General features: G+C 73.5%; 20 protein-coding genes. 12 read left to right on the top strand and 8 right to left on the bottom strand.

Annotated elements, in window-relative coordinates; genetic code table 11:
* Positions 1-26: 26 nt before the first annotated feature.
* The gene (locus R9X44_RS15725; RefSeq protein ID WP_319814897.1) at positions 27-950 is read right to left on the bottom strand and encodes an endonuclease/exonuclease/phosphatase family protein; all 924 of its coding nucleotides are present in this window, start codon (positions 948-950) and stop codon (positions 27-29) included.
* 119 nt (positions 951-1069) lie between these two features.
* Between R9X44_RS15725 and R9X44_RS15720 the strand changes: the two genes are divergently transcribed.
* Positions 1070-1522: a helix-turn-helix domain-containing protein gene (locus R9X44_RS15720; RefSeq protein ID WP_319814896.1), complete on the top strand. Its 453-nt coding sequence runs from the start codon at positions 1070-1072 to the stop codon at positions 1520-1522.
* Positions 1519-2061: an NADAR family protein gene (locus tag R9X44_RS15715; RefSeq protein ID WP_319814895.1), complete on the top strand. Its 543-nt coding sequence runs from the start codon at positions 1519-1521 to the stop codon at positions 2059-2061. Before R9X44_RS15720 ends, R9X44_RS15715 begins: the two co-directional genes overlap by 4 nt.
* A gap of 9 nt (positions 2062-2070) precedes the next feature.
* On the opposite strand, the gene R9X44_RS15710 is transcribed toward R9X44_RS15715, so the two are convergent.
* The 3 genes from R9X44_RS15710 to R9X44_RS15700 are packed head-to-tail and all read right to left on the bottom strand — an operon-like array spanning position 2071 to position 3783.
* Entirely contained in the window at positions 2071-2709 is a 639-nt protein-coding gene (locus R9X44_RS15710; protein ID WP_319814894.1) for a hypothetical protein, read from the bottom strand.
* Positions 2702-3199: a SigE family RNA polymerase sigma factor gene (locus R9X44_RS15705; protein ID WP_319814893.1), complete on the bottom strand. Its 498-nt coding sequence runs from the start codon at positions 3197-3199 to the stop codon at positions 2702-2704. The genes R9X44_RS15710 and R9X44_RS15705 overlap by 8 nt, the downstream gene beginning before the upstream one ends.
* A 14-nt stretch (positions 3200-3213) precedes the next feature.
* Positions 3214-3783, bottom strand: coding sequence for a class I SAM-dependent methyltransferase (locus R9X44_RS15700; RefSeq protein ID WP_319815349.1), 570 nt, complete (start codon positions 3781-3783; stop codon positions 3214-3216).
* A gap of 305 nt (positions 3784-4088) precedes the next feature.
* Here R9X44_RS15700 and R9X44_RS15695 point away from each other — a divergent pair, with 305 nt between their 5' ends.
* On the top strand, positions 4089-4502 hold the full coding sequence (locus R9X44_RS15695) for an MFS transporter (RefSeq protein WP_319814892.1): 414 nt from the start codon (positions 4089-4091) through the stop codon (positions 4500-4502).
* 219 nt (positions 4503-4721) lie between these two features.
* Positions 4722-5231, top strand: coding sequence for a hypothetical protein (locus R9X44_RS15690; RefSeq protein WP_319814891.1), 510 nt, complete (start codon positions 4722-4724; stop codon positions 5229-5231).
* A 25-nt stretch (positions 5232-5256) separates the two neighbouring features.
* Here the strand turns inward: R9X44_RS15690 and R9X44_RS15685 are convergent, their stop codons facing one another.
* Positions 5257-6330, bottom strand: a complete 1074-nt coding sequence (locus tag R9X44_RS15685; RefSeq protein ID WP_319814890.1) for a hypothetical protein — start codon at positions 6328-6330, stop codon at positions 5257-5259.
* A gap of 154 nt (positions 6331-6484) precedes the next feature.
* Here R9X44_RS15685 and R9X44_RS15680 point away from each other — a divergent pair, with 154 nt between their 5' ends.
* A complete protein-coding gene (locus R9X44_RS15680; protein ID WP_319814889.1) occupies positions 6485-7447 on the top strand; it encodes a pirin family protein in 963 nt (320 codons plus the stop codon).
* Positions 7448-8160: 713 nt separating this feature from the next.
* Here R9X44_RS15680 and R9X44_RS15675 read toward each other — a convergent pair.
* Entirely contained in the window at positions 8161-9000 is an 840-nt protein-coding gene (locus R9X44_RS15675; RefSeq protein ID WP_319814888.1) for a DUF4253 domain-containing protein, read from the bottom strand.
* 117 nt (positions 9001-9117) lie between these two features.
* Here R9X44_RS15675 and R9X44_RS15670 point away from each other — a divergent pair, with 117 nt between their 5' ends.
* Together R9X44_RS15670 and R9X44_RS15665 are read left to right on the top strand one after the other, a co-directional pair.
* Complete coding sequence (locus R9X44_RS15670) at positions 9118-9906, top strand: CPBP family intramembrane glutamic endopeptidase (RefSeq protein ID WP_319814887.1); 789 nt, start codon at positions 9118-9120, stop codon at positions 9904-9906.
* Between the two features lie 57 nt (positions 9907-9963).
* Complete coding sequence (locus tag R9X44_RS15665) at positions 9964-10572, top strand: LysE family transporter (protein WP_319814886.1); 609 nt, start codon at positions 9964-9966, stop codon at positions 10570-10572.
* A 7-nt stretch (positions 10573-10579) separates the two neighbouring features.
* Here R9X44_RS15665 and glpK read toward each other — a convergent pair whose 3' ends face one another.
* Complete coding sequence (gene glpK / locus R9X44_RS15660) at positions 10580-12055, bottom strand: glycerol kinase GlpK (RefSeq protein WP_319814885.1); 1476 nt, start codon at positions 12053-12055, stop codon at positions 10580-10582.
* Between the two features lie 96 nt (positions 12056-12151).
* Positions 12152-12922 carry a hypothetical protein gene (locus tag R9X44_RS15655; protein WP_319814884.1) on the bottom strand — a complete coding sequence of 257 codons (771 nt, stop codon included), beginning with the start codon at positions 12920-12922 and terminating at the stop codon, positions 12152-12154.
* A gap of 118 nt (positions 12923-13040) precedes the next feature.
* Between R9X44_RS15655 and R9X44_RS15650 the strand changes: the two genes are divergently transcribed.
* The 5 genes from R9X44_RS15650 to R9X44_RS15630 are packed head-to-tail and all read left to right on the top strand — an operon-like array spanning position 13041 to position 17052.
* Entirely contained in the window at positions 13041-14048 is a 1008-nt protein-coding gene (locus tag R9X44_RS15650) for an AAA family ATPase (RefSeq protein ID WP_413774950.1), read from the top strand.
* Positions 14048-14929: a DUF58 domain-containing protein gene (locus tag R9X44_RS15645; RefSeq protein WP_319814883.1), complete on the top strand. Its 882-nt coding sequence runs from the start codon at positions 14048-14050 to the stop codon at positions 14927-14929. Before R9X44_RS15650 ends, R9X44_RS15645 begins: the two co-directional genes overlap by 1 nt.
* Entirely contained in the window at positions 14926-15873 is a 948-nt protein-coding gene (locus R9X44_RS15640; protein WP_319814882.1) for a VWA domain-containing protein, read from the top strand. Before R9X44_RS15645 ends, R9X44_RS15640 begins: the two co-directional genes overlap by 4 nt.
* A 47-nt stretch (positions 15874-15920) precedes the next feature.
* Entirely contained in the window at positions 15921-16526 is a 606-nt protein-coding gene (locus R9X44_RS15635; RefSeq protein WP_319814881.1) for a class I SAM-dependent methyltransferase, read from the top strand.
* Complete coding sequence (locus R9X44_RS15630) at positions 16513-17052, top strand: TrmH family RNA methyltransferase (RefSeq protein ID WP_319814880.1); 540 nt, start codon at positions 16513-16515, stop codon at positions 17050-17052. The genes R9X44_RS15635 and R9X44_RS15630 overlap by 14 nt, the downstream gene beginning before the upstream one ends.
* Positions 17053-17129 lie beyond the last annotated feature (77 nt).

Below are 17129 nucleotides of genomic sequence, written 5' to 3'. Positions count from 1 at the left end.
GGTCCCCCCTGACCAGGGCGAGCGCGTCAAGGCAGACGCAGCAGGGCGAAAACCCCCCGGTGGTCGCTGTCGGGCAGGGGGTGCACCGCGTAGTCGAGGACCGCCACGCGCCGGTCGGCGAGGACGTGGTCGATGACGACGCCGGGCAGCGGACGTCCGTCGGCGGGCCAGGTCGGCGCGAGGGCCGACCCGCGGACCTCGGCGGCGTCGCGGTAGCCGGTGGCCAGGACGTCGCGGATCGTCGTGTGGTCGAGGGTGGCGTTGAAGTCGCCCGCCAGGACGCGGACGCGTCCGTCGGGGGTGGCGGGCGGGAGGGCCGCCTGGCTCTCGCGCCAGCACCGGTCGAGGCCCGGGTACAGGGGCGCGCAGGTGTGGACCGCGACGACCTCGACGGGTTCGGCCGCGCCCGGCACCGTCAGCTCCGCGCGGACCGCACCCGCAGGGGACGGTCCCGGCACCGTCAAGGGGTGGGCCGAGTACAGGGTCGTGTCGTTCGTGCCGTCTTCGGCGTAAGGCAGGTACTCGCGTATGCCCGCGTCGTCGAGCGCGTCCTTGGCCTGGGAGGGCAGCTCGGACAAGGCGAGGACGTCAAGGTCGAGGACGCGGACGAGGCTCAGGACGTCGGCGGGCGGCGTCCTGCCGAACAGCAGGTTCGCCGCGAGCACCCGCAACTCGGGCCCCTTGGCGACGGGTTCGGAGTCGGGCAGGACCCGGGGCGCGAGGAGCGCGGCGAACACCGCGACGACCGCGACGCCGGCCAGCGCCGCGCCCTTGCGCCGCAGCACGAGCGCCGCGACGGGGACGGCGACCGACGCGGCGGCGACATAAGGCGTGAACGAGACAAGCTGGACCCATCGGAAGGACGAGTCCCACCCGGACAGCCGCACGGCAGCCCAGACGGCGAAGGGCGCGAGCAGCGCCCACGCGACGAAGGTCTTCCAGCGCCCCATCCCCGGCCCCCCGTGGCAACGGCCCCTAGGGACGGCCCCGCGCCCCTCCGCAGCGTAACAGCGGCCGATCAGGGCCGAACCCGTCCCGGTAGTGAGTTGGATATGGCAACCTAGAAGGCATGAGCAGCACCGCGCGTCCCTGCTCGATCGCGGGGGCGCTCCAGATCGTCGGCGAGCGCTGGGCGCTCCTTGCCGTCCGCGAGATCATGTTCGGCAACCGCAGGTTCGACGAGATCGCCCGCAACACCGGCGCGTCCCGCGACATCCTCACCGCGCGCCTGCGCTCCCTGGAGACCGCGGGAATCCTCGAACGCCGCCGCTACCACGACCGCCCCGCCCGCTACGAGTACCACCTCACCGAGGCGGGCCGCGACCTCGCCCCCGTCCTCCACGCCCTGCGCGACTGGGGCGACCACTGGCTCCCCGACCCGCCCCCCGTCACCGCCCACCACACCTGCGGCCACCCCCTCGACCCGCTCACGGTCTGCCGCCACTGCGGCGCCGAAGCCACCCCAGAAACCCTCCGCCTCACCGTCAACGCCCCAGGCTGGACCCTGAAAGGCCCCGAATGACCCCCCACAACCTCCCCTCCCTCCTCCACTCCGCCTCCGAAGGCGCCCACCACAAGTACGTGTTCTTTTGGGGGCATGCGGTTAATGCGAGTGGGAATCATGTGTTTTCGCAGTGGTGGGAGGTGGGGTTTGAGTTTGAGGGGGTGGGGTATCGGAGTGCGGAGCACGCGATGATGGCGGGGAAGGCGCGGTTGTTCGGGGATGAGGAGGCGGTGGAGCGGGTGCTCGCGGCTCGGCATCCGGGGGAGGCGAAGAAGGTTGGGCGTGAGGTGCGGGGGTTTGATGAGGGGGTGTGGGCGGAGCACAGGTTCGAGCTGGTGACGGCGGTGAACGTGGCGAAGTTCAGTGCCACGCCGGAGTTGCGGGCGCATCTTGTCGGGACTGGGTCGCGGGTGTTGGTGGAGGCGAGTCCGGTTGATCGGATCTGGGGGATCGGGCTTGCCGCTGACTCACCGGATGCTGCCGATCCGGCGCGGTGGCGTGGGTTGAATCTGCTGGGGTTCGCGCTGATGCGGGCGCGTGACCTGCTGAGCGAGTGAGCGGGGTGGTCAGGAGGCCGTCCAGGAGCCGTCGGGCTGCTGCCAGACGCGTATCGGGGAGCCGTCGACGGTGACGAGCAGGGCCCGCCCGGACGGCGTCACGCCGCCGATCCGGACGGCGAGCCGGTCGCTGCGGTCGTCGGTGAACGCAAGTGACGGCACGAGTTTGCTGAGCGCGTCCTTGAACGCGGCGGGCAGGGGCGTGGAGCCGCAGGTGACGGGGTCGGCGCAGAAGGCGTCGAGGATGAGCAGGGGTGTACTGCGCTTGGTGGGCAGCGCGTTGAGGGCCGCCACGTACGCGGGGGCGTAAGAATCCGGTGCGTACGCCAGGGCTCCTTCGGGCGCGACCTCGTCGCTCAGGGGGCCCGGCTTTTCCGCGCCCTCCAGTGGAGCGTCGCTGTGCGCGCTGTAGGACTCGTCACGTCCAGCGGCGGTCTGGGACGCGGTGTCGGACTGGACCGAGGAGCCCTGCTGCCAGACGACGGGGAACACCACGGCGGCCGCGCAGACCACCACCGCCGAGGCCGCGACGGACACCCGCCGTCTGCGCCGGACGCGCCGGGCCCTGCCGACGACGGCGTCGGCGAGGCCGGGCGACGGGTCGGGGGCGTCGTCGGCGAGGAGGGAGAGCAGGGTCTTGTCATCCATGGGCGTCGTCCCGCACCGTGCCATACGCTTCGCGGAGTTTGTCCAGGCCGCGCAGGGTCTGGCTGCGGACCGTGCCCGGCGAGCAGCCGAGCAGTTCGGCGACCTCGGCGACCTCGAGGCCCACCCAGTGCCGCAGCACGACCGCCGCGCGCTGGCCCGCGGGCAGTTCGGCGAGCGCGGCGCGCAGCCGTACATTGCCGTCGATCGCGGCGAACGGATCGGACCCGGGCAGCTCGGGCGGCGCCTCGGTGGCGGTCTCGTGCCTGCGGTGCGGGCGGCGGCGTTCGTCGGCGGCGACGGTGACGAGGATCCGGCGCACGTATGCCTCCGGGTTCGTCTCGATGCGCTTCCATCGAAGATACGCCTTGACCAGCGCGTTCTGCACAAGGTCCTCGGCGTTCGCGCGGTCGGCGGTGAGCAGGTAGGCCAGCCGCAGCAGCGCCGGGGAGCGTTCGGCGACGAAGTGCCGGAACGCCTCCTCGTCGGCCATCGGGGCCCTCCTCGTTATGCCGGGACCTGCCACACGGTGGTCCGCTTGTGCCTCGCGTCCTCCAGCGCGCGGCTGACCGGCACGTCGTACCGGGCGAGCGCGGTGTACGCGCCGCGCGGCAGGTAGCGCCGTCCCGGGTCGCCGACGAGGACGAGCGCACCCCGCTCGGCGCAGCCGCGGAGGAATGGCTCGACCCTACGGGACATCGCCTTGTCGTAGAAGACGTCCCCGGCGAGGACGACGTCGTGCCGGGCCGCCTCGCCGTCGCCGTCGTCGAGGAGGTCGGCGCAGACCGCGGTGACGGTGACGGCGTTGGCCTCGGCGTTGGCGGTGACGGCGGCCGCCGCGTACGGGTCGACCTCGGCCGCGACGACCTCGCGCGCACCGGCCCTGGCGGCCGCGACGGCGACGACCCCCGAGCCTGACGCGAAGTCGAGGACGCGGCGGCCGCGCACGAGTTCGGGCCGGTCGAGGACATGCCGGGCAAGGGCGAGTCCTCCGGTCCAGGCGAAGGCCCAGTAGGGAAGTCCGGTGTCTTCGGTGCGTTCCCACAGGCCATAGGGGTCGTCGGCCTGGTGAAGCACCAATTCCGGGAGAAAGGGGACAGATCTGAGGCGCGTGTGGGCTCGCACGAAGGCGAGTTCCTCTGGCGCCTGGCAGAGCGGGGGGTTCGACTGCACGGTGCAGACCTTAAACCGCGCGACCTTACAACGCCATTTCCCACGGTCATTTACCAACAGATCTCATTTTGTTGCGCAATCAGACTATCCCTCTCCTCCGCCCTTCCACCTGGGAAAACAGGTATTAAACAGACCTTCCAGGCAATGCGCAATGTGTCCGGACGATCACGACTTCCTATAGTTAACAAACCTACCTATTATGGTCGTCCATGTCCCTCAGGTTGACCCCCAGGACCGCGGTCGCTGCAGTGTTCGCCCTGCACGGCGCGGTCGGCGGCTCGTTCGCCACACGGATCCCGTGGATCCAGGAGCACGTGGGCGCGGGCCCCGGCGGGCTCGGTCTCGCGCTGCTCGCCCCCGCGCTCGGCGCGTTCCTCGCCATGCCGCTCACCGGCCGGATCATCCACCGGCGCGGCGCGCGGACCGTGACAAGGGCGACCGCGCTGCTGTTCGCGGTCGCGCTCGTGCCTCCCTCCCTCGCCCCCGACCTCGCGCTGCTGTGGGTGCTGCTGCTCGGCTACGGGGTGCTCGGCGGCGTGTGCGACGTGGCGATGAACGGGCTCGGCGTCGAGGTGGAGCGCGAGCTCGGCAAGCCCGTCATGTCGAGCCTGCACGGGATGTAGAGCGTCGGCGCGCTGGTCGGCGCGGGCGGGGGCGCGCTCGCGGCGGCCGCCGGGGTCGACGCGCGCGCCCACTTCGTCGCGGCCGCGCTCGTCCTTGCCGCGCTGGCGCTCGCGGCGGGACGCGGGCTGCCCGACCCGCCGCCCGGACTCGCCGAGCCCGCGAGGTTCACGCTGCCGGGCCGCGCGGTCCTCGGGATCGGGTTCGTCGGGTTCTGCGCGGTGTTCGCCGAGGGCGCGACCGCCGACTGGTGCGCGGTCTACCTGCGCGACGTCGTCGGCGCGGACCCGGGCGTCGCGGCTGCGGCCTACGCGGCGTTCGCGGTGACGATGGCGGTGAGCCGCCTCGTCGGCGACGCGGTCGTCGCCAGGTTCGGCACGGTCAGGACGGTCCGGCTCGGCGGGGTGCTCGCGGTCGCGGGCGGCGCGCTCGTGGTGACCGCCGACTCCCCCGCCCCGGCGATCGCGGGCTTCGGGCTCATCGGCCTCGGCATCGCGGTCGTGGTGCCGCTGGCGTTCGCGGCGGCGGGCCGCGCCGCCGCCGTCCCCAACGAGGGCGTCGCGGCGGTGGCGACCATCACCTACTCGTGCCTGCTCATCTCCCCCGCGCTCGTCGGCGGCCTCGCGTCCGCGACGTCGCTGCCGGTCTCCTTCGCCGTCATCACCGCCGTCGCCGCCCTGATGACCCTCACAGCCGGCTTCCTCTCCCACCCCACCCCCAAACCCGCCTGACCTCCCGGACGGGCCCTGCGCGGCTTCAGGAGGGGTTGAGGAGGCGGAGGGCCCGTTGGGTGGTGTTGCGGGCGGCGCTGGCGGCAAGGCGCGGGACGGCGGCGGGGGCGACGCGCAGGGTCACCCGGACGGCGATCGCCGCCGCAGCCTCGCCCGCGGGCCCGTCGACGACGAGTTCGGTGATCCTGCGGGTGGCGCGGGAGACCGCCCCGTCGTCGGCGGCGGGCGCCTCGCCGCGCAGTGTGCCGACCGCGCCGGTCCAGGCGAGGCGGACCGACTCGCGGGCGGTGTCCTTCATGCGTTCGCGCAGGGTGGTGCGGGCCACGTCCTCGACCATCGCGGTGAGGGCGCGGCCCAGGTCGGTGCCGGCCGCCCAGGCGGCGCCGCGTCCGGCGAGGTCGGCGACGCCCGCCGACCCCGAGCGCTCGACCACGATCCTGACGGGGCCGCTGCGCGCGGCCTCCCCCGCCCACCCGACGACCGAGCGCGGCACGAGCCCCGAGGCGACGAGCCGGTCCGCCACCTCCTCGGCGGCCTGCCGCGCGACGTTCTCGGCGACCTCGAGCGCGAGTTCGGGGCCCACCTCGATCACCACGTCCATGACGACGTCGGCGACCACGTCGGTCACCGAGTCGAGCGCGGCGTCCACTGCGGTGCGTGCCAGCGCGCTTGAGGCGGCACGTTCGGTGATCCCCACCCACGTGGAGGCGGTCGCCCGGGTGATCGGGTTGCGCAGGGCAAGCCGCCGAGCCGCCTTCGACAGCGGGTGCCCCGCCGCCTGGCCCGCGACCGAAAGGGCGGTCGCGGTGACGCCGTAGGCGGCCCCGGTGACCACGTTGGACTCCGCAGCCGACGCCAGCTGCCCGACGGCCTGCTCGGCGATCGACACCGCGAGGCGCTGCGCGGCGGTCTGCGCGGCGCGCTCGACGGGCGCGCGCACCGCGGGAAGCTCAAGCGCCCGCTCAAGGCCCTCGCGCGCGACGCCGACGGTCACGTCGCGGCCGAGCTCGCGGACCGGACGGGTGATCAGCGACCCGAGCCGCCACAGCGCCGCGACCTCGCGGCGGAGGTCCGCGCCCCCGGTGTGCTCCGCCGCCATCGCCCGCTCCTCGCTGTCGCCGCCCCCTGGACGGGGCCCGGCCCCCCGGCCGACCTGCGGCGAAGAGGGTATCCCCTGCGGCCGACGGAACAATCCCGATCACTCGGGACGATCTCCTGGACCGCCGCGCGGGGCCGCCGAGTACCGTGATGCCATGAGCAATCTGGAGACCGCGCCCGAGCCCGTCAGCACGGGCGGGACCGCCGAGGTGAAGGCCACGCCGGTGCGGGAGCTGCTGCCGGTGAAGGAGGTGCTGCTCGGCGGGACCCCGGTGCGGCGGCTGCTGCCGTCGTTCGGCCGCCGCATGGTCGGCGCGTGGTGCTTCCTCGACCACTACGGCCCCGACGACATCGCGGGCGAGCCGGGCATGCAGGTGCCGCCGCACCCGCACATCGGACTCCAGACCGTCAGCTGGCTGCACGCGGGCGACGTGCTGCACCGCGACAGCCTCGGCAGCCTCGCGACGATCAGGCCGGGCGAGCTCGGCCTGATGACGTCCGGGCGCGGCATCGCCCACTCCGAGGAGTCCCCGGTCCCGCATCAGCCGGTCCTGCACGGCGCGCAGCTGTGGACGGCGCTGCCCGACTCCGCGCGGCACAAGGACCCGGCGTTCGCGCACCACACCGACCTCCCGGTGGTCACCGCGCCTGGCCTGCGCGCGACGGTGTTCCTCGGCGAGCTGGACGGCGCGATCTCACCGGGCGAGGTCTTCACCCCGATCACCGGCGCGGACGTCTCCCTCGACGCCGGGGGCGAGGCCAAGGTCCCGCTGGAGTACGACTTCGAGTACGCGGTGCTCACCATGACCGGCGACGTCCGCGTGGACGGCGCGGAGGCCCCCGTCGGACGGCTGCTCTACCTCGGCTGCGGCCGTGACGAGCTGCCCGTCGAGGCGGGTTCCGCAGCGAGGTTCCTGCTGCTCGGCGGCGTCCCTTTCGAGGAGAAACTGGTGATGTGGTGGAACTTCGTGGGCCGCACCGGCACGGAGATCGCCGCCGCCCGCGAGGCATGGATGACCAGCGACTCCCTCGGCGTCGTGCACGGCTACGACGGCCCGCGCGTCCCCGCCCCGACCCTGCCGACGACCCCCCTCAAAGCCCGCGGCCGCGAACGCTGACCCGCCCGCCAACGCCACCCACCGGTCCCCCCAGCAACCCCCACCCACCCCCATGCACCAGGCCCACGCGCTACGCCCCGCGCGTTAAGTCCGCGCACTAGGCCCAGGCGTTGCGCCCCGCGCGTTGGGCCCGCGCCTTGAGCCCCGCGCGCTAGGCCCAGGCGCTAGGCCCGCGCGTTGAGGCCACGCGCCAGGCCCACGCGTTAAGTCCACGCCCGAAGCCCCGCGCGTCGAGGCCACGCGTTAGGCCCACGCGCTAGGCCCACGCGTTAAGGCCGCGCCTTGAGCCCCGCGTTGAGGCCACGCGCCAGACCCCGCGCGTTAGGCCCACGCGTTGGGCCCCGTGTTAGGCCCCGCGCGCTAGGCCCACGCCTTGAGCCCGCGCGCTAGGCCCACACGTAAAGTCCGCGCCTTGAGCCCGCGCGTTAGGTCCGCGCGTTGAGTCCCGCGCCAGGCCCCGCGCGTTGAGCCCCGCGTTAGGCCGACGCGTTGGGCCACGCGCCAGGCCCCGCGCGTTGAGCCCCGCGTTAGGGCCGTGCGTTGAGCCCCGCGGTAGGCCGACGCGTTGAGCCCGTGCGCTGAGCCCGCGTTAGGGCCGTGCGTTGAGCCCCGCGGTAGGCCGACGCGTTGAGCCCGTGCGCTGAGCCCGCGTTAGGGCCGTGCGTTGAGCCGCGCGGTAGGCCGTGCGTTGGGCTGGGGGCGGGGGTTGGGGGTTAGTCCCACCAGAAGGTCCAGGCGTTGCGGCCTACTAGTTCTTCGGCGTAGCCCTCTAGGGTGCCTGCGCCTTGGACGATGACGTCGGGGCAGAAGGCCCAGTGTTCGGCGGCGACGTGGACGGCGTGGTCGGGGTCGCGGGGCGGGGCGGCGACGCTGAAGTCCATGGTGTTGAAGCCGACGCGGACCAGGCGCGCGCCGAAGCGGTCCTCCCAGCCGCGCGCGACGGCGGCCATCGGCGCGGTCCACGGGTTGTGGTTCAGCGCGCCCTGCCAGCCCATGACGGCGAGGGCGTCGGCCCCCCGGACGGCGGCGACGAGGCCAAGCAGGGTGGAGCGGCCGTCGGCGAGCTGACCGGCGAGCCAGTCGGCGGCCTCCATCGGCTCGGCCATCGGCTCGCCGGGCGGGGCGAGGCCCGGGCAGTACTTGCCGAACGGGGCGAGGTCCTCGAAGTCGTCGCCGTAGCGCAGGCGCGGTTCGATCATGTCCTGCCACACCTCGGACATGAACTGGGCGGGCTCGTAGACGTCGATCTCCGCCTCGGGCTCGGGCGCGACCTGGCCCGCCGCCCACGGCTGCGCGGACTCGTCGAGCAGCAGCGGCCACAGTCCGGAGTAGGGGTGTTCTGCGGCGAGGCTGCGCCACACCTCCGCGGTGACCGGCGCGTCACTCAGCCAGAACGCTGGCCTGGTCACCGGATGGTCGCGGCGGTAGGACCTGTCGGGCCACACCACCGCGCCCTCCGGCAGCGGCACGTTCAGCGTGCGGCCGTTGCCGCCGTCGGCGAACAGCCGGTAGACACCCGCCGGCAGCGCCCTGCCGGGCCGGGGATCGTCCATGCTCGACCACTTTCGAATTAGGCAGACCTATGCCGGATCTTGGCGCATTCCAGGACTCTACTGCCACCCGGCCGCCCCGTGCGGCCCGCGCGGGCAAGGCGTGCGACGATCGGTGCCGTGACCGCCGACGCCTCCCTGCCCTCCCTGCTTCCCGACCGCCGCACCCTCACCAGGGAGATCTGGCTCGTCTTCGCCCTGTCGCTGGGCGCGTCGGCGCTCGCGGCGTTGATCTCCTTCACCGGGTCGCTCACCGCCGAGAAGGCGCTCGCGGAGCAGACCGCCTCGCTCGTCACCGACAGGTACGCCGGACGGCCCTGGCTCGGCCTGTCCTGGCAGCTGTACGGGATCGCGGTGTCGCTGGTGCCCGTCGCGCTCGTCGCGCACTTCCTGGCGCGCTCGGGCGAGCCGATGGGCCGCACGCTCGGCGTCTCGTGGATTCCGCGCGGCTTGGACCTGCTGCGCGGCGCGGGCGTCGCCGCCGCGATCGGCGGGTCGGGCCTCGCGCTGTACCTCGGCGCGCAGGCCGTCGGCGCGAACCTGACGATCGTGCCGACGACGCTCGGCGACGTGTGGTGGCGTATCCCCGTGCTGGTGCTCTCGGCGATCGAGAACGCGGTGCTCGAGGAGGTCATCGTCCTGGGGTACCTGCTGCACCGGCTCGACCAGCTCGGCTGGTCCCGCTGGAAGGCCGACCTCACCAGCGCGGGCGTCCGCTCGGTCTACCACCTGTACCAGGGCATCGGCGGGCTCGTCGGGAACTTCGTGATGGGCGTGATCTTCGCGTTCCTGTACCGCCATTGGGGCCGGGTGATGCCGCTGCTCGTCGCGCACGCGCTGATCGACATCGTGGCGTTCGTCGGCTGGGTGGCGCTCGCCGGGAAGGTGTCCTGGCTGCCGGGCGCGTGAGCCCGCGCCGATAAACCGTTTGCGGTCCCGCCGCGCGCTTGGCGAGGATCCGCCCTCATGGAGAGCGCACTTCTCGCGGGAATGCTCGCGGGCTACGGCGTCGCGGTGCCCGTCGGCGCGATCGGGGCACTGATCGTCGGGCTTACCGCGCGCACCTCGCTGCGGATCGGCGCGGCGGCCGCGCTCGGGGTGGCGACCGCCGACGGCCTCTACGCGGTCGCCGCGGTGCTGGGCGGCGCGGCCCTCGCCGGGCTGCTCGCGCCCGCCGCCGTCCCGCTGCGCTGGGCCGCCGCGCTCGTGCTGCTGGCGATCGCGGCGCGCACGGCCCGCGCGGCGTTCGCGGAGTCTGCGGGACGCGCGGCGCCGGTGTTCACCAGGCCGTCGCGCGCCTATCTCGCGCTGCTGGGCCTCACGATCCTGAACCCGGCGACGGTCGTCTACTTCGCCGCGCTCGTCCTCGGCCGCCAGGGCGCGGACGCCCTCACCGGCCCAGGCCAGGCGGTCTTCGCCATCGCGGCGTTCGCGGCGTCGCTCAGCTGGCAGCTGCTGCTCGCGGGCGGCGGCGCACTCGTCGGCAGGACGCTGACGGGCCCGCGCGGCCGCCTGGCGACCGCCCTGACGGCCGCGGCGATCATCGCGGTCCTCGCCGTCGGCCTCGTCGTCTGACCCGGGCTCACTCGGCCCAGTCGAAGGTCCGGGTGACCGCCTTGCGCCACTGCGCGTACTCGCGCTCGCGCTTGTCCTCGGCCATCTGCGGCTCCCACCGCCGGTCGGCCTTCCACTGCGCGGCGAGCGCCGCCTCATCCGGCCAGACGCCGACGGCAAGGCCCGCCGCGTACGCCGCGCCCAAGGCCGTTGTCTCGTTGATGCGGGGCCGCACGACGGGCACGCCGAGCACGTCGGCCTGGATCTGCATGAGCAGGTCGTTGACGACCATGCCGCCGTCGGTCTTCAGCTCGGTGATGGCCTGGCCCGAGTCGCGGTCCATCGCGTCGACGATCTCGCGGGTCTGCCACGCGGTCGCCTCAAGGACCGCACGCGCGAGGTGGCCTTTGTGGACGAACCGGGTGAGCCCGACGATCGCGCCCCGCGCGTCAGACCGCCAATAGGGCGCGAACAGGCCGGAGAAGGCGGGCACGAAGTAGCAGCCGCCGTTGTCCTCGACGGTCCCGGCCAGCTCCTCGATCTCGGCCGAGCTGGAGATCACCCCGAGGTTGTCGCGCAGCCACTGCACGAGCGCGCCGGTGATCGCCACCGACCCCTCGAGCGCGTAGACGGCGGGGGCGTCGCCGATCCGGTAGCCGACGGTCGTCAGCAGCCCGTGCCGCGACCTGACGGGCTCGGTCCCGGTGTTGAGCAGCAGGAAGCTCCCGGTCCCGTACGTGTTCTTGGCGTCCCCGGGCGTGAAGCAGCACTGGCCGAACAGCGCGGCCTGCTGGTCGCCGAGGGCGGACGCGATCGGCACGCCCTCCAGGACCCCCCTGCCCGTCCCGTACACCTCGGCGGAGGAGCGGATCTCGGGAAGGACGGCTTCGGGGATGCCGAACGCCTCAAGGGTCGCGGGGTCCCAGGCGAGGGTCTCCAGGTTCATCAGCATCGTGCGCGAGGCGTTGGTGACGTCGGTGACGTGCCGTCCGGTCAGGTTCCAGATCAGCCACGAGTCGATCGTGCCGAACAGCACCTCGCCGCGCTCGGCGCGCTCGCGCAGTCCGGGGACCTCGCGGAGCAGCCACAGCAGCTTCGGGCCGGAGAAGTAGGTGGCCAGCGGCAGGCCGCAGGACGCGGCGAAGCGGTCCGCGCCCTCCTCGCCCGCCAGTTCGCGGCACAGCCTGTCGGTGCGGGTGTCCTGCCAGACGATCGCGTTGTGGACGGGCTCGCCGGTGGCCGCGTCCCAGACGACGGTCGTCTCGCGCTGGTTGGTGATCCCGGCCGCCGCCAGGTCGGACGGCCGCAGCCCGGCCCGCTCCAGCGCCTCGGCCACACACGCCTCGACCGACGCCCAGATCTCGGCGGGGTCGTGCTCGACCCATCCCGGCCTGGGGAAGATCTGGCCGAACTCGCGGCGCGCGTCGCCGACGACAGCGCCTGACCCGTCGAAGACCAAACACCTGCTCGAGGTGGTCCCCTGGTCGATCGCGGCCACGTACACCGGCTGCCTCCTGGTCGCTGTCTGCCGATCGAGCGGTCCGGCCATCTTGGCGGACGCGGCAGCCGCGCGCCACGGGCGACGCCGTCGGCGCGATCCCTACAGGGGGTTGTCGTCGGTCGGGTCGCCCTGGCCCGGCCGTCCCTCGTCGCCGGGTGTCGGGGAGTTCGTCCCGGTCGGCGATGGGGTGGGGCGCGGCGTCCCGGTCTGCCCCGGCGACGGCGTCGGGCTCGTCACGGTCTCGACGGGTTCGGGAGGCAGGTCCTCGGGCTGTGAGCGCCACAGCCAGATCACCGCGCCGATGATCAGCGCGAGCAGAAGCAGCACCGCGACGGCCGCGAGGATCGTCCCCCAAGGCCCCCGGTTGCCTCCCGGCCCCTGCCCTCCGCCGAAGAGAAGCGGCGTGCCTCCGCCCGCCGCCCCTCCGAAGCCCCTTGCGCCGCCGGGACGCGTGTACCGCGGGAACACCAGGTACGGCCCGCCCGAGCCCGGCGGGGGCGCGCCCTCCTCGGTGACGGGATAGGCGGGCTCCTCCGCGCCGACCCAGTGGTGCGCCAAGGCCGGACCGCCACCCGAGGAGTGCAGGGAGACGGTGTCCAGCAGCCGCGTGAGGTCGCCCTCCCCGACCGCCCAAGGCCCCGGGTTGGTCACGTCGTAAGACAGCAGCGCGGCCTTCTCGCCGCGTACGGCCGCCGCGAAGCGGTCGCGCGCTGCGGCGTCTCCCGCCGCGCCCTTGCTCAGCAGCACCACCTGGACCGCGCGGCCCGCGCCGTCCACCGCGCCGAACACATAACCGGCCGGGGTCTGGCGGAGCGCGCCCGTCAGCCGGTACGGGCCGGGTGACGGCGGGGACGGCGGCGGCGCTGTCATGGCAAGACCCTACTGCGACGCACAGGAGATCATCCCGTGTCGTCGGCGAGGCACCGGGTAGTCACGTAGGGTCGGACTTGTCAGTCGAGGCGTGGGAATTCGGGGCGAAGGGGCAGGGGTGACCGTCACCGAGCAGACCAAGCAGATCCGTGAGGCGTCCGCGCTGCTCGCGCGCGCGCTCGCGGAGGTGAAGAAGGTCATCGTCGGCCAGGAGCACATGGTCGAGCGGCTCGTCGTGGCGCTCCTCGCGGGCGGGCACTGCCTCGTCGAGGGCGTGCCGGGCGTCGCCAAGACCCTCGCGGTCTCCTCGCTGGCCCAGGTCACCGGCGGCACGTTCGCGCGGCTGCAGTTCACCCCCGACCTCGTGCCTTCCGACATCGTCGGCACCCGCATCTACCGGCCGTCCAGCGAGTCCTTCGACGTCGAGCTCGGCCCGGTCTTCGCCAACTTCATCCTCGCCGACGAGATCAACCGCGCGCCCGCCAAGGTCCAGTCGGCCCTTCTCGAGGTGATGGCCGAGCGCCAGGTGTCCCTCGCCGGCCGCACCTACCCGCTGCCGCGCCCGTTCATCGTGCTGGCCACCCAGAACCCGATCGAGTCCGAGGGCGTCTACCCGCTCCCCGAAGCGCAGCGCGACAGGTTCCTGATGCGGATCAACGTCTCCTACCCCGACGCGGCCGACGAGATGGCGATCCTGCGCCGGATGAGCGTCGACCCGCCCGGCGTGGAGCGCGTCCTCGACCCCGAGACCCTGCTCGACCTGCAGAAGACCGCCGCAAGGGTGTCGGTGCACGAGCTCGTCGCCGACTACGTCGTCAGGCTCGTCATGGCCACCCGCCAGCCCGAGGCGTACCGGATGCCCGACCTCGCGCCGCTGATCGAGTTCGGCGCGTCCCCGCGCGCGACCCTCGGCCTCGTGTCGTCGGCGCGGGCGCTGGCGCTGCTGCGCGGCCGTGACTTCGTGCTGCCCGAGGACGTGCGCGACGTGGCCCGTGACGTCCTGGTCCACCGGCTCGTGCTGACGTTCGACGCGATCGCCGACGGGGTGTCTCCCGGCGAGCTCGTCGCGCGGATTCTGGCCTGCGTGCCGCCGCCGCGCGTCATGTGGAACCACGGCCCGGTCTGATGCGCATCCCGGAGGACAGGCTCCGCAGGCTGGAGCTGAAGGTGACCGGCAGGCTCGACGGGATGCTCGGCGGCGAGCACCTCGGCCTGCTTCCCGGGCCGGGAAGCGAACTCGCCGAAGCCCGCGCCTACCAGCCGGGCGAGGACGACGTCAGGCACATGGACTGGTCGGTGACGGCCCGCACTGCGGTCCCGCACGTGCGCGACGTGATCGCCGACCACGAGCTCGAGGCGTGGGCGCTGGTCGACCTCTCGCCGAGCATGGACTACGGCACCGCCGAGTACCTGAAGCGCGATCTCGCCGTCGCCGCCCTGGCCGCCGTCGGGTTCACCGCGACGCGCCTCGGCGACCGGGTCGGCGCGTACCTGATGACCGGCCCGACGCTGCGCCGCAGGCCCGCGCGGGCGGGCCGCAGCCGCCTGTACGGGCTGCTGCGCGAGGTCGAGTCCGCGCCCAGTGAGCCGGGCCCGCTCACCCTCGCCGACGCGATCACCGCGCTCGACCGGGGCCAGCGCCGCCGCGGCCTGCGCGTGGTGATCAGCGACTTCCTCGACGCCTCGGACTGGGAGCGGCCGCTGCGCCGGATGGCCGCGCGCCACCAGGTCCTGGCGGTGGAGATCATCGACCCGCGCGAACTCGAACTCCCCGCGACCGGCATGATCGAGTTCGCCGACCCCGAGACCGGGGCCGTCCAGGAGTTCCTGCTGAACGCCCGCGTCGCCGAGGACTACCAGCGGGCCGCCGCCGCCCAGCGCGCGGGCAACGCCGCGGCCCTGCGCCGGGCGGGAGCCGCGCACCTCGTGCTGCGCACCGACCGCGACTGGGTGACCGACATCGCCCGCTTCGCCCTGCGCCGGCGCAGGCTCGGAGGCCGCGCATGACGTTCCTGTCGCCCTGGTGGCTGCTGCTCCTCCCGCTGGTCGCGGCGATGCTGCTCGCCTACCTGATGCTGCTGCGCAGGGCGGGCCGCCAGGCCGTCCGCTTCACCAACCTGCCCACGCTGCGCGCGGTCGCGCCGCGCAGCCCCGCGTGGCGCAAACACCTGCTGGCGGGGCTGTTCCTGACCCTGCTGACGGTCCTGGTGATCGGGGCCGCGCAGCCCGCCGCCACCGTCAAGGTCCCCCGCGAGCGCGCGACGATCATGGTCGCGGTCGACGTGTCGCTGTCGATGCAGGCCACCGACGTGCCCCCGTCCCGGTTCGAGGCGGCCAAGACCTCGGCCAAGACGTTCATCGAGGGCCTGCCCGAGCGGTTCAACGTCGGGGTCGTGTCGTTCGCCGGAACCGCCAACGTCGTCGCGTCGCCCAGCTCCAACCGGCTCGCCGCGCTCAGCGCGATCGACAACATCACCCTCGACCGGCGCACCGCGATCGGCGAGGCCGTCTTCGCCTCGATCACCGCGATCAAGACGTTCGACGCGGGCAACGGCGCCGACCCGCCGCCCGCCCACATCGTCCTGCTGTCCGACGGCGACAACACCTACGGCCGCTCGGTCGCCTCGGCGGTCGCGGCAGCGCGGGCGGCGAGCATCCCGGTGTCCACGATCGCGTTCGGCACCCCCTACGGCACGGTGACGATCGAGGGCGAGACCACCACCGTCGACGTCAACAAGGCGACCCTGCGCGCGCTGGCGACCCAGACGGACGGGCACGCCTACGAGGCCGAGGACTCCGCGCAGCTGTCGGAGGTCTACGAGAGCATCGGCACGTCGCTCGGCTGGCGGCCGGAAAGCCGCGACATCACCTCGTGGTTCACCGCCCTCGCCGCGCTCCTGGCGCTCGCGGGCGGCGCGTTGTCCCTCACCTGGTACTCGCGCCTGCCCTGACCGCGACGGGTCGGGCGGGTGCCGCGCCGCCACTAGGCTTGACGGCCGTGGGGGATCACTACTTCTCGGCCGAACCTGGCGCGCCAAGCCGTCGTACGACGGTCGACCTCGTGCTGCGCGACCTGCATCTGCGCCTGGAGACCGACCGCGGCATGTTCTCCCCCGACCGCGTCGACGCCGGGACCCGCATCCTGCTCGACGCGGTGCCCGCGCCGCCCGCCGAGGGCCATCTCCTCGACGTCGGCTGCGGCTACGGCCCCATCGCGCTCACCCTCGCCGCCCGCGCCCCCGGCGCGCGCGTGCACGGCGTCGACGTCAACCGGCGTGCCCTCGACCTCGCCGAGCGCAACGCCCAGACGGCGGGCCTGGGCAATGTCTCCTTCACCGAGCCCGACGCGCTCGATCCGGCGCTGCGCTTCGCCGCGATCTGGTCGAACCCGCCGATCCGGATCGGCAAGGACGCCCTGCACGAGCTGCTCCAGACGTGGCTGTCCCGCCTCGAGCCGGACGGCAGGGCCTACCTGGTGGTCCAGAAGCACCTCGGCAGCGACTCGCTCCAGCGCTGGCTCACCGACTCCGGCTGGCCGACGGCACGGCTCGCCTCCCGCTCGTCCTACCGCATCCTGGAGGTCAAGGCCCGTGAACACCCCTGAGCGCCGGCAGCTTCGCGCGACCGACGTCAAACGGCTGAACCGCACATGGCGGCGGGCCACCGAGGGGCGGCTCGGGCTGATCGTGGAGTCGGTGACGCAGCCGTTCAACATCGGCTCGATCTTCCGCACCGCCGCCGTGTTCGGCGTGGAGCGGCTGTGGCTGGCGGGCAACGCCACTCCCCCGACCCACCCGAACGCGCAGAAGACCGCGCTCGGCACCGACCGGCTCGTGCCCTGGGACCACGCGGGGACCGCCGCCGACGCCGTCAAGCAGGCGCGCGCCGCGGGGTTCAAGGTCGTCGCGCTGGAGCTGACGGGCGACGCGCTGCCGCTGCACGAGGCGGATTTCGCCGGGAACGTGTGCCTGGCCGTCGGGGGCGAGGACCACGGCTGCTCCCCCGCGCTGCTGGCCGCCGCCGACTCCGTCGCCTACATCCCGCAGGTCGGCCGGGTCGGGTCGCTGAACGTGGCGGTCGCCACGGCGGTGGCGCTGTCGGAGATCCGCCGCCGGGAATGGGCGAAATAACCGGCGGAGTCGGGCGGCGCGTGCGCGCGCGCCGCGCCGGGGTGATCAGGGCCACCGCCTTTACATAGTAAGTTCGG

It is taken from the genome of Actinocorallia sp. A-T 12471, assembly GCF_033875155.1.
GTDB lineage: Bacteria > Actinomycetota > Actinomycetes > Streptosporangiales > Streptosporangiaceae > Actinocorallia.
This window is presented reverse-complemented; position numbering and strand designations above follow the sequence as displayed.

Coding starts and splice junctions, on each gene's coding strand:
- R9X44_RS15710 (WP_319814894.1), bottom strand. CDS start 2,709: ATGGATGACAAGACCCTGCTCTCCCTCCTCGCCGACGACGCCCCCGAC.
- R9X44_RS15695 (WP_319814892.1), top strand. CDS start 4,089: ATGTCCCTCAGGTTGACCCCCAGGACCGCGGTCGCTGCAGTGTTCGCC.
- R9X44_RS15640 (WP_319814882.1), top strand. CDS start 14,926: ATGACGTTCCTGTCGCCCTGGTGGCTGCTGCTCCTCCCGCTGGTCGCG.
- R9X44_RS15680 (WP_319814889.1), top strand. CDS start 6,485: ATGAGCAATCTGGAGACCGCGCCCGAGCCCGTCAGCACGGGCGGGACC.
- R9X44_RS15655 (WP_319814884.1), bottom strand. CDS start 12,922: ATGACAGCGCCGCCGCCGTCCCCGCCGTCACCCGGCCCGTACCGGCTG.
- R9X44_RS15705 (WP_319814893.1), bottom strand. CDS start 3,199: ATGGCCGACGAGGAGGCGTTCCGGCACTTCGTCGCCGAACGCTCCCCG.
- R9X44_RS15720 (WP_319814896.1), top strand. CDS start 1,070: ATGAGCAGCACCGCGCGTCCCTGCTCGATCGCGGGGGCGCTCCAGATC.
- R9X44_RS15715 (WP_319814895.1), top strand. CDS start 1,519: ATGACCCCCCACAACCTCCCCTCCCTCCTCCACTCCGCCTCCGAAGGC.
- R9X44_RS15685 (WP_319814890.1), bottom strand. CDS start 6,330: ATGGCGGCGGAGCACACCGGGGGCGCGGACCTCCGCCGCGAGGTCGCG.
- R9X44_RS15665 (WP_319814886.1), top strand. CDS start 9,964: ATGGAGAGCGCACTTCTCGCGGGAATGCTCGCGGGCTACGGCGTCGCG.
- R9X44_RS15645 (WP_319814883.1), top strand. CDS start 14,048: ATGCGCATCCCGGAGGACAGGCTCCGCAGGCTGGAGCTGAAGGTGACC.
- R9X44_RS15675 (WP_319814888.1), bottom strand. CDS start 9,000: ATGGACGATCCCCGGCCCGGCAGGGCGCTGCCGGCGGGTGTCTACCGG.
- R9X44_RS15725 (WP_319814897.1), bottom strand. CDS start 950: ATGGGGCGCTGGAAGACCTTCGTCGCGTGGGCGCTGCTCGCGCCCTTC.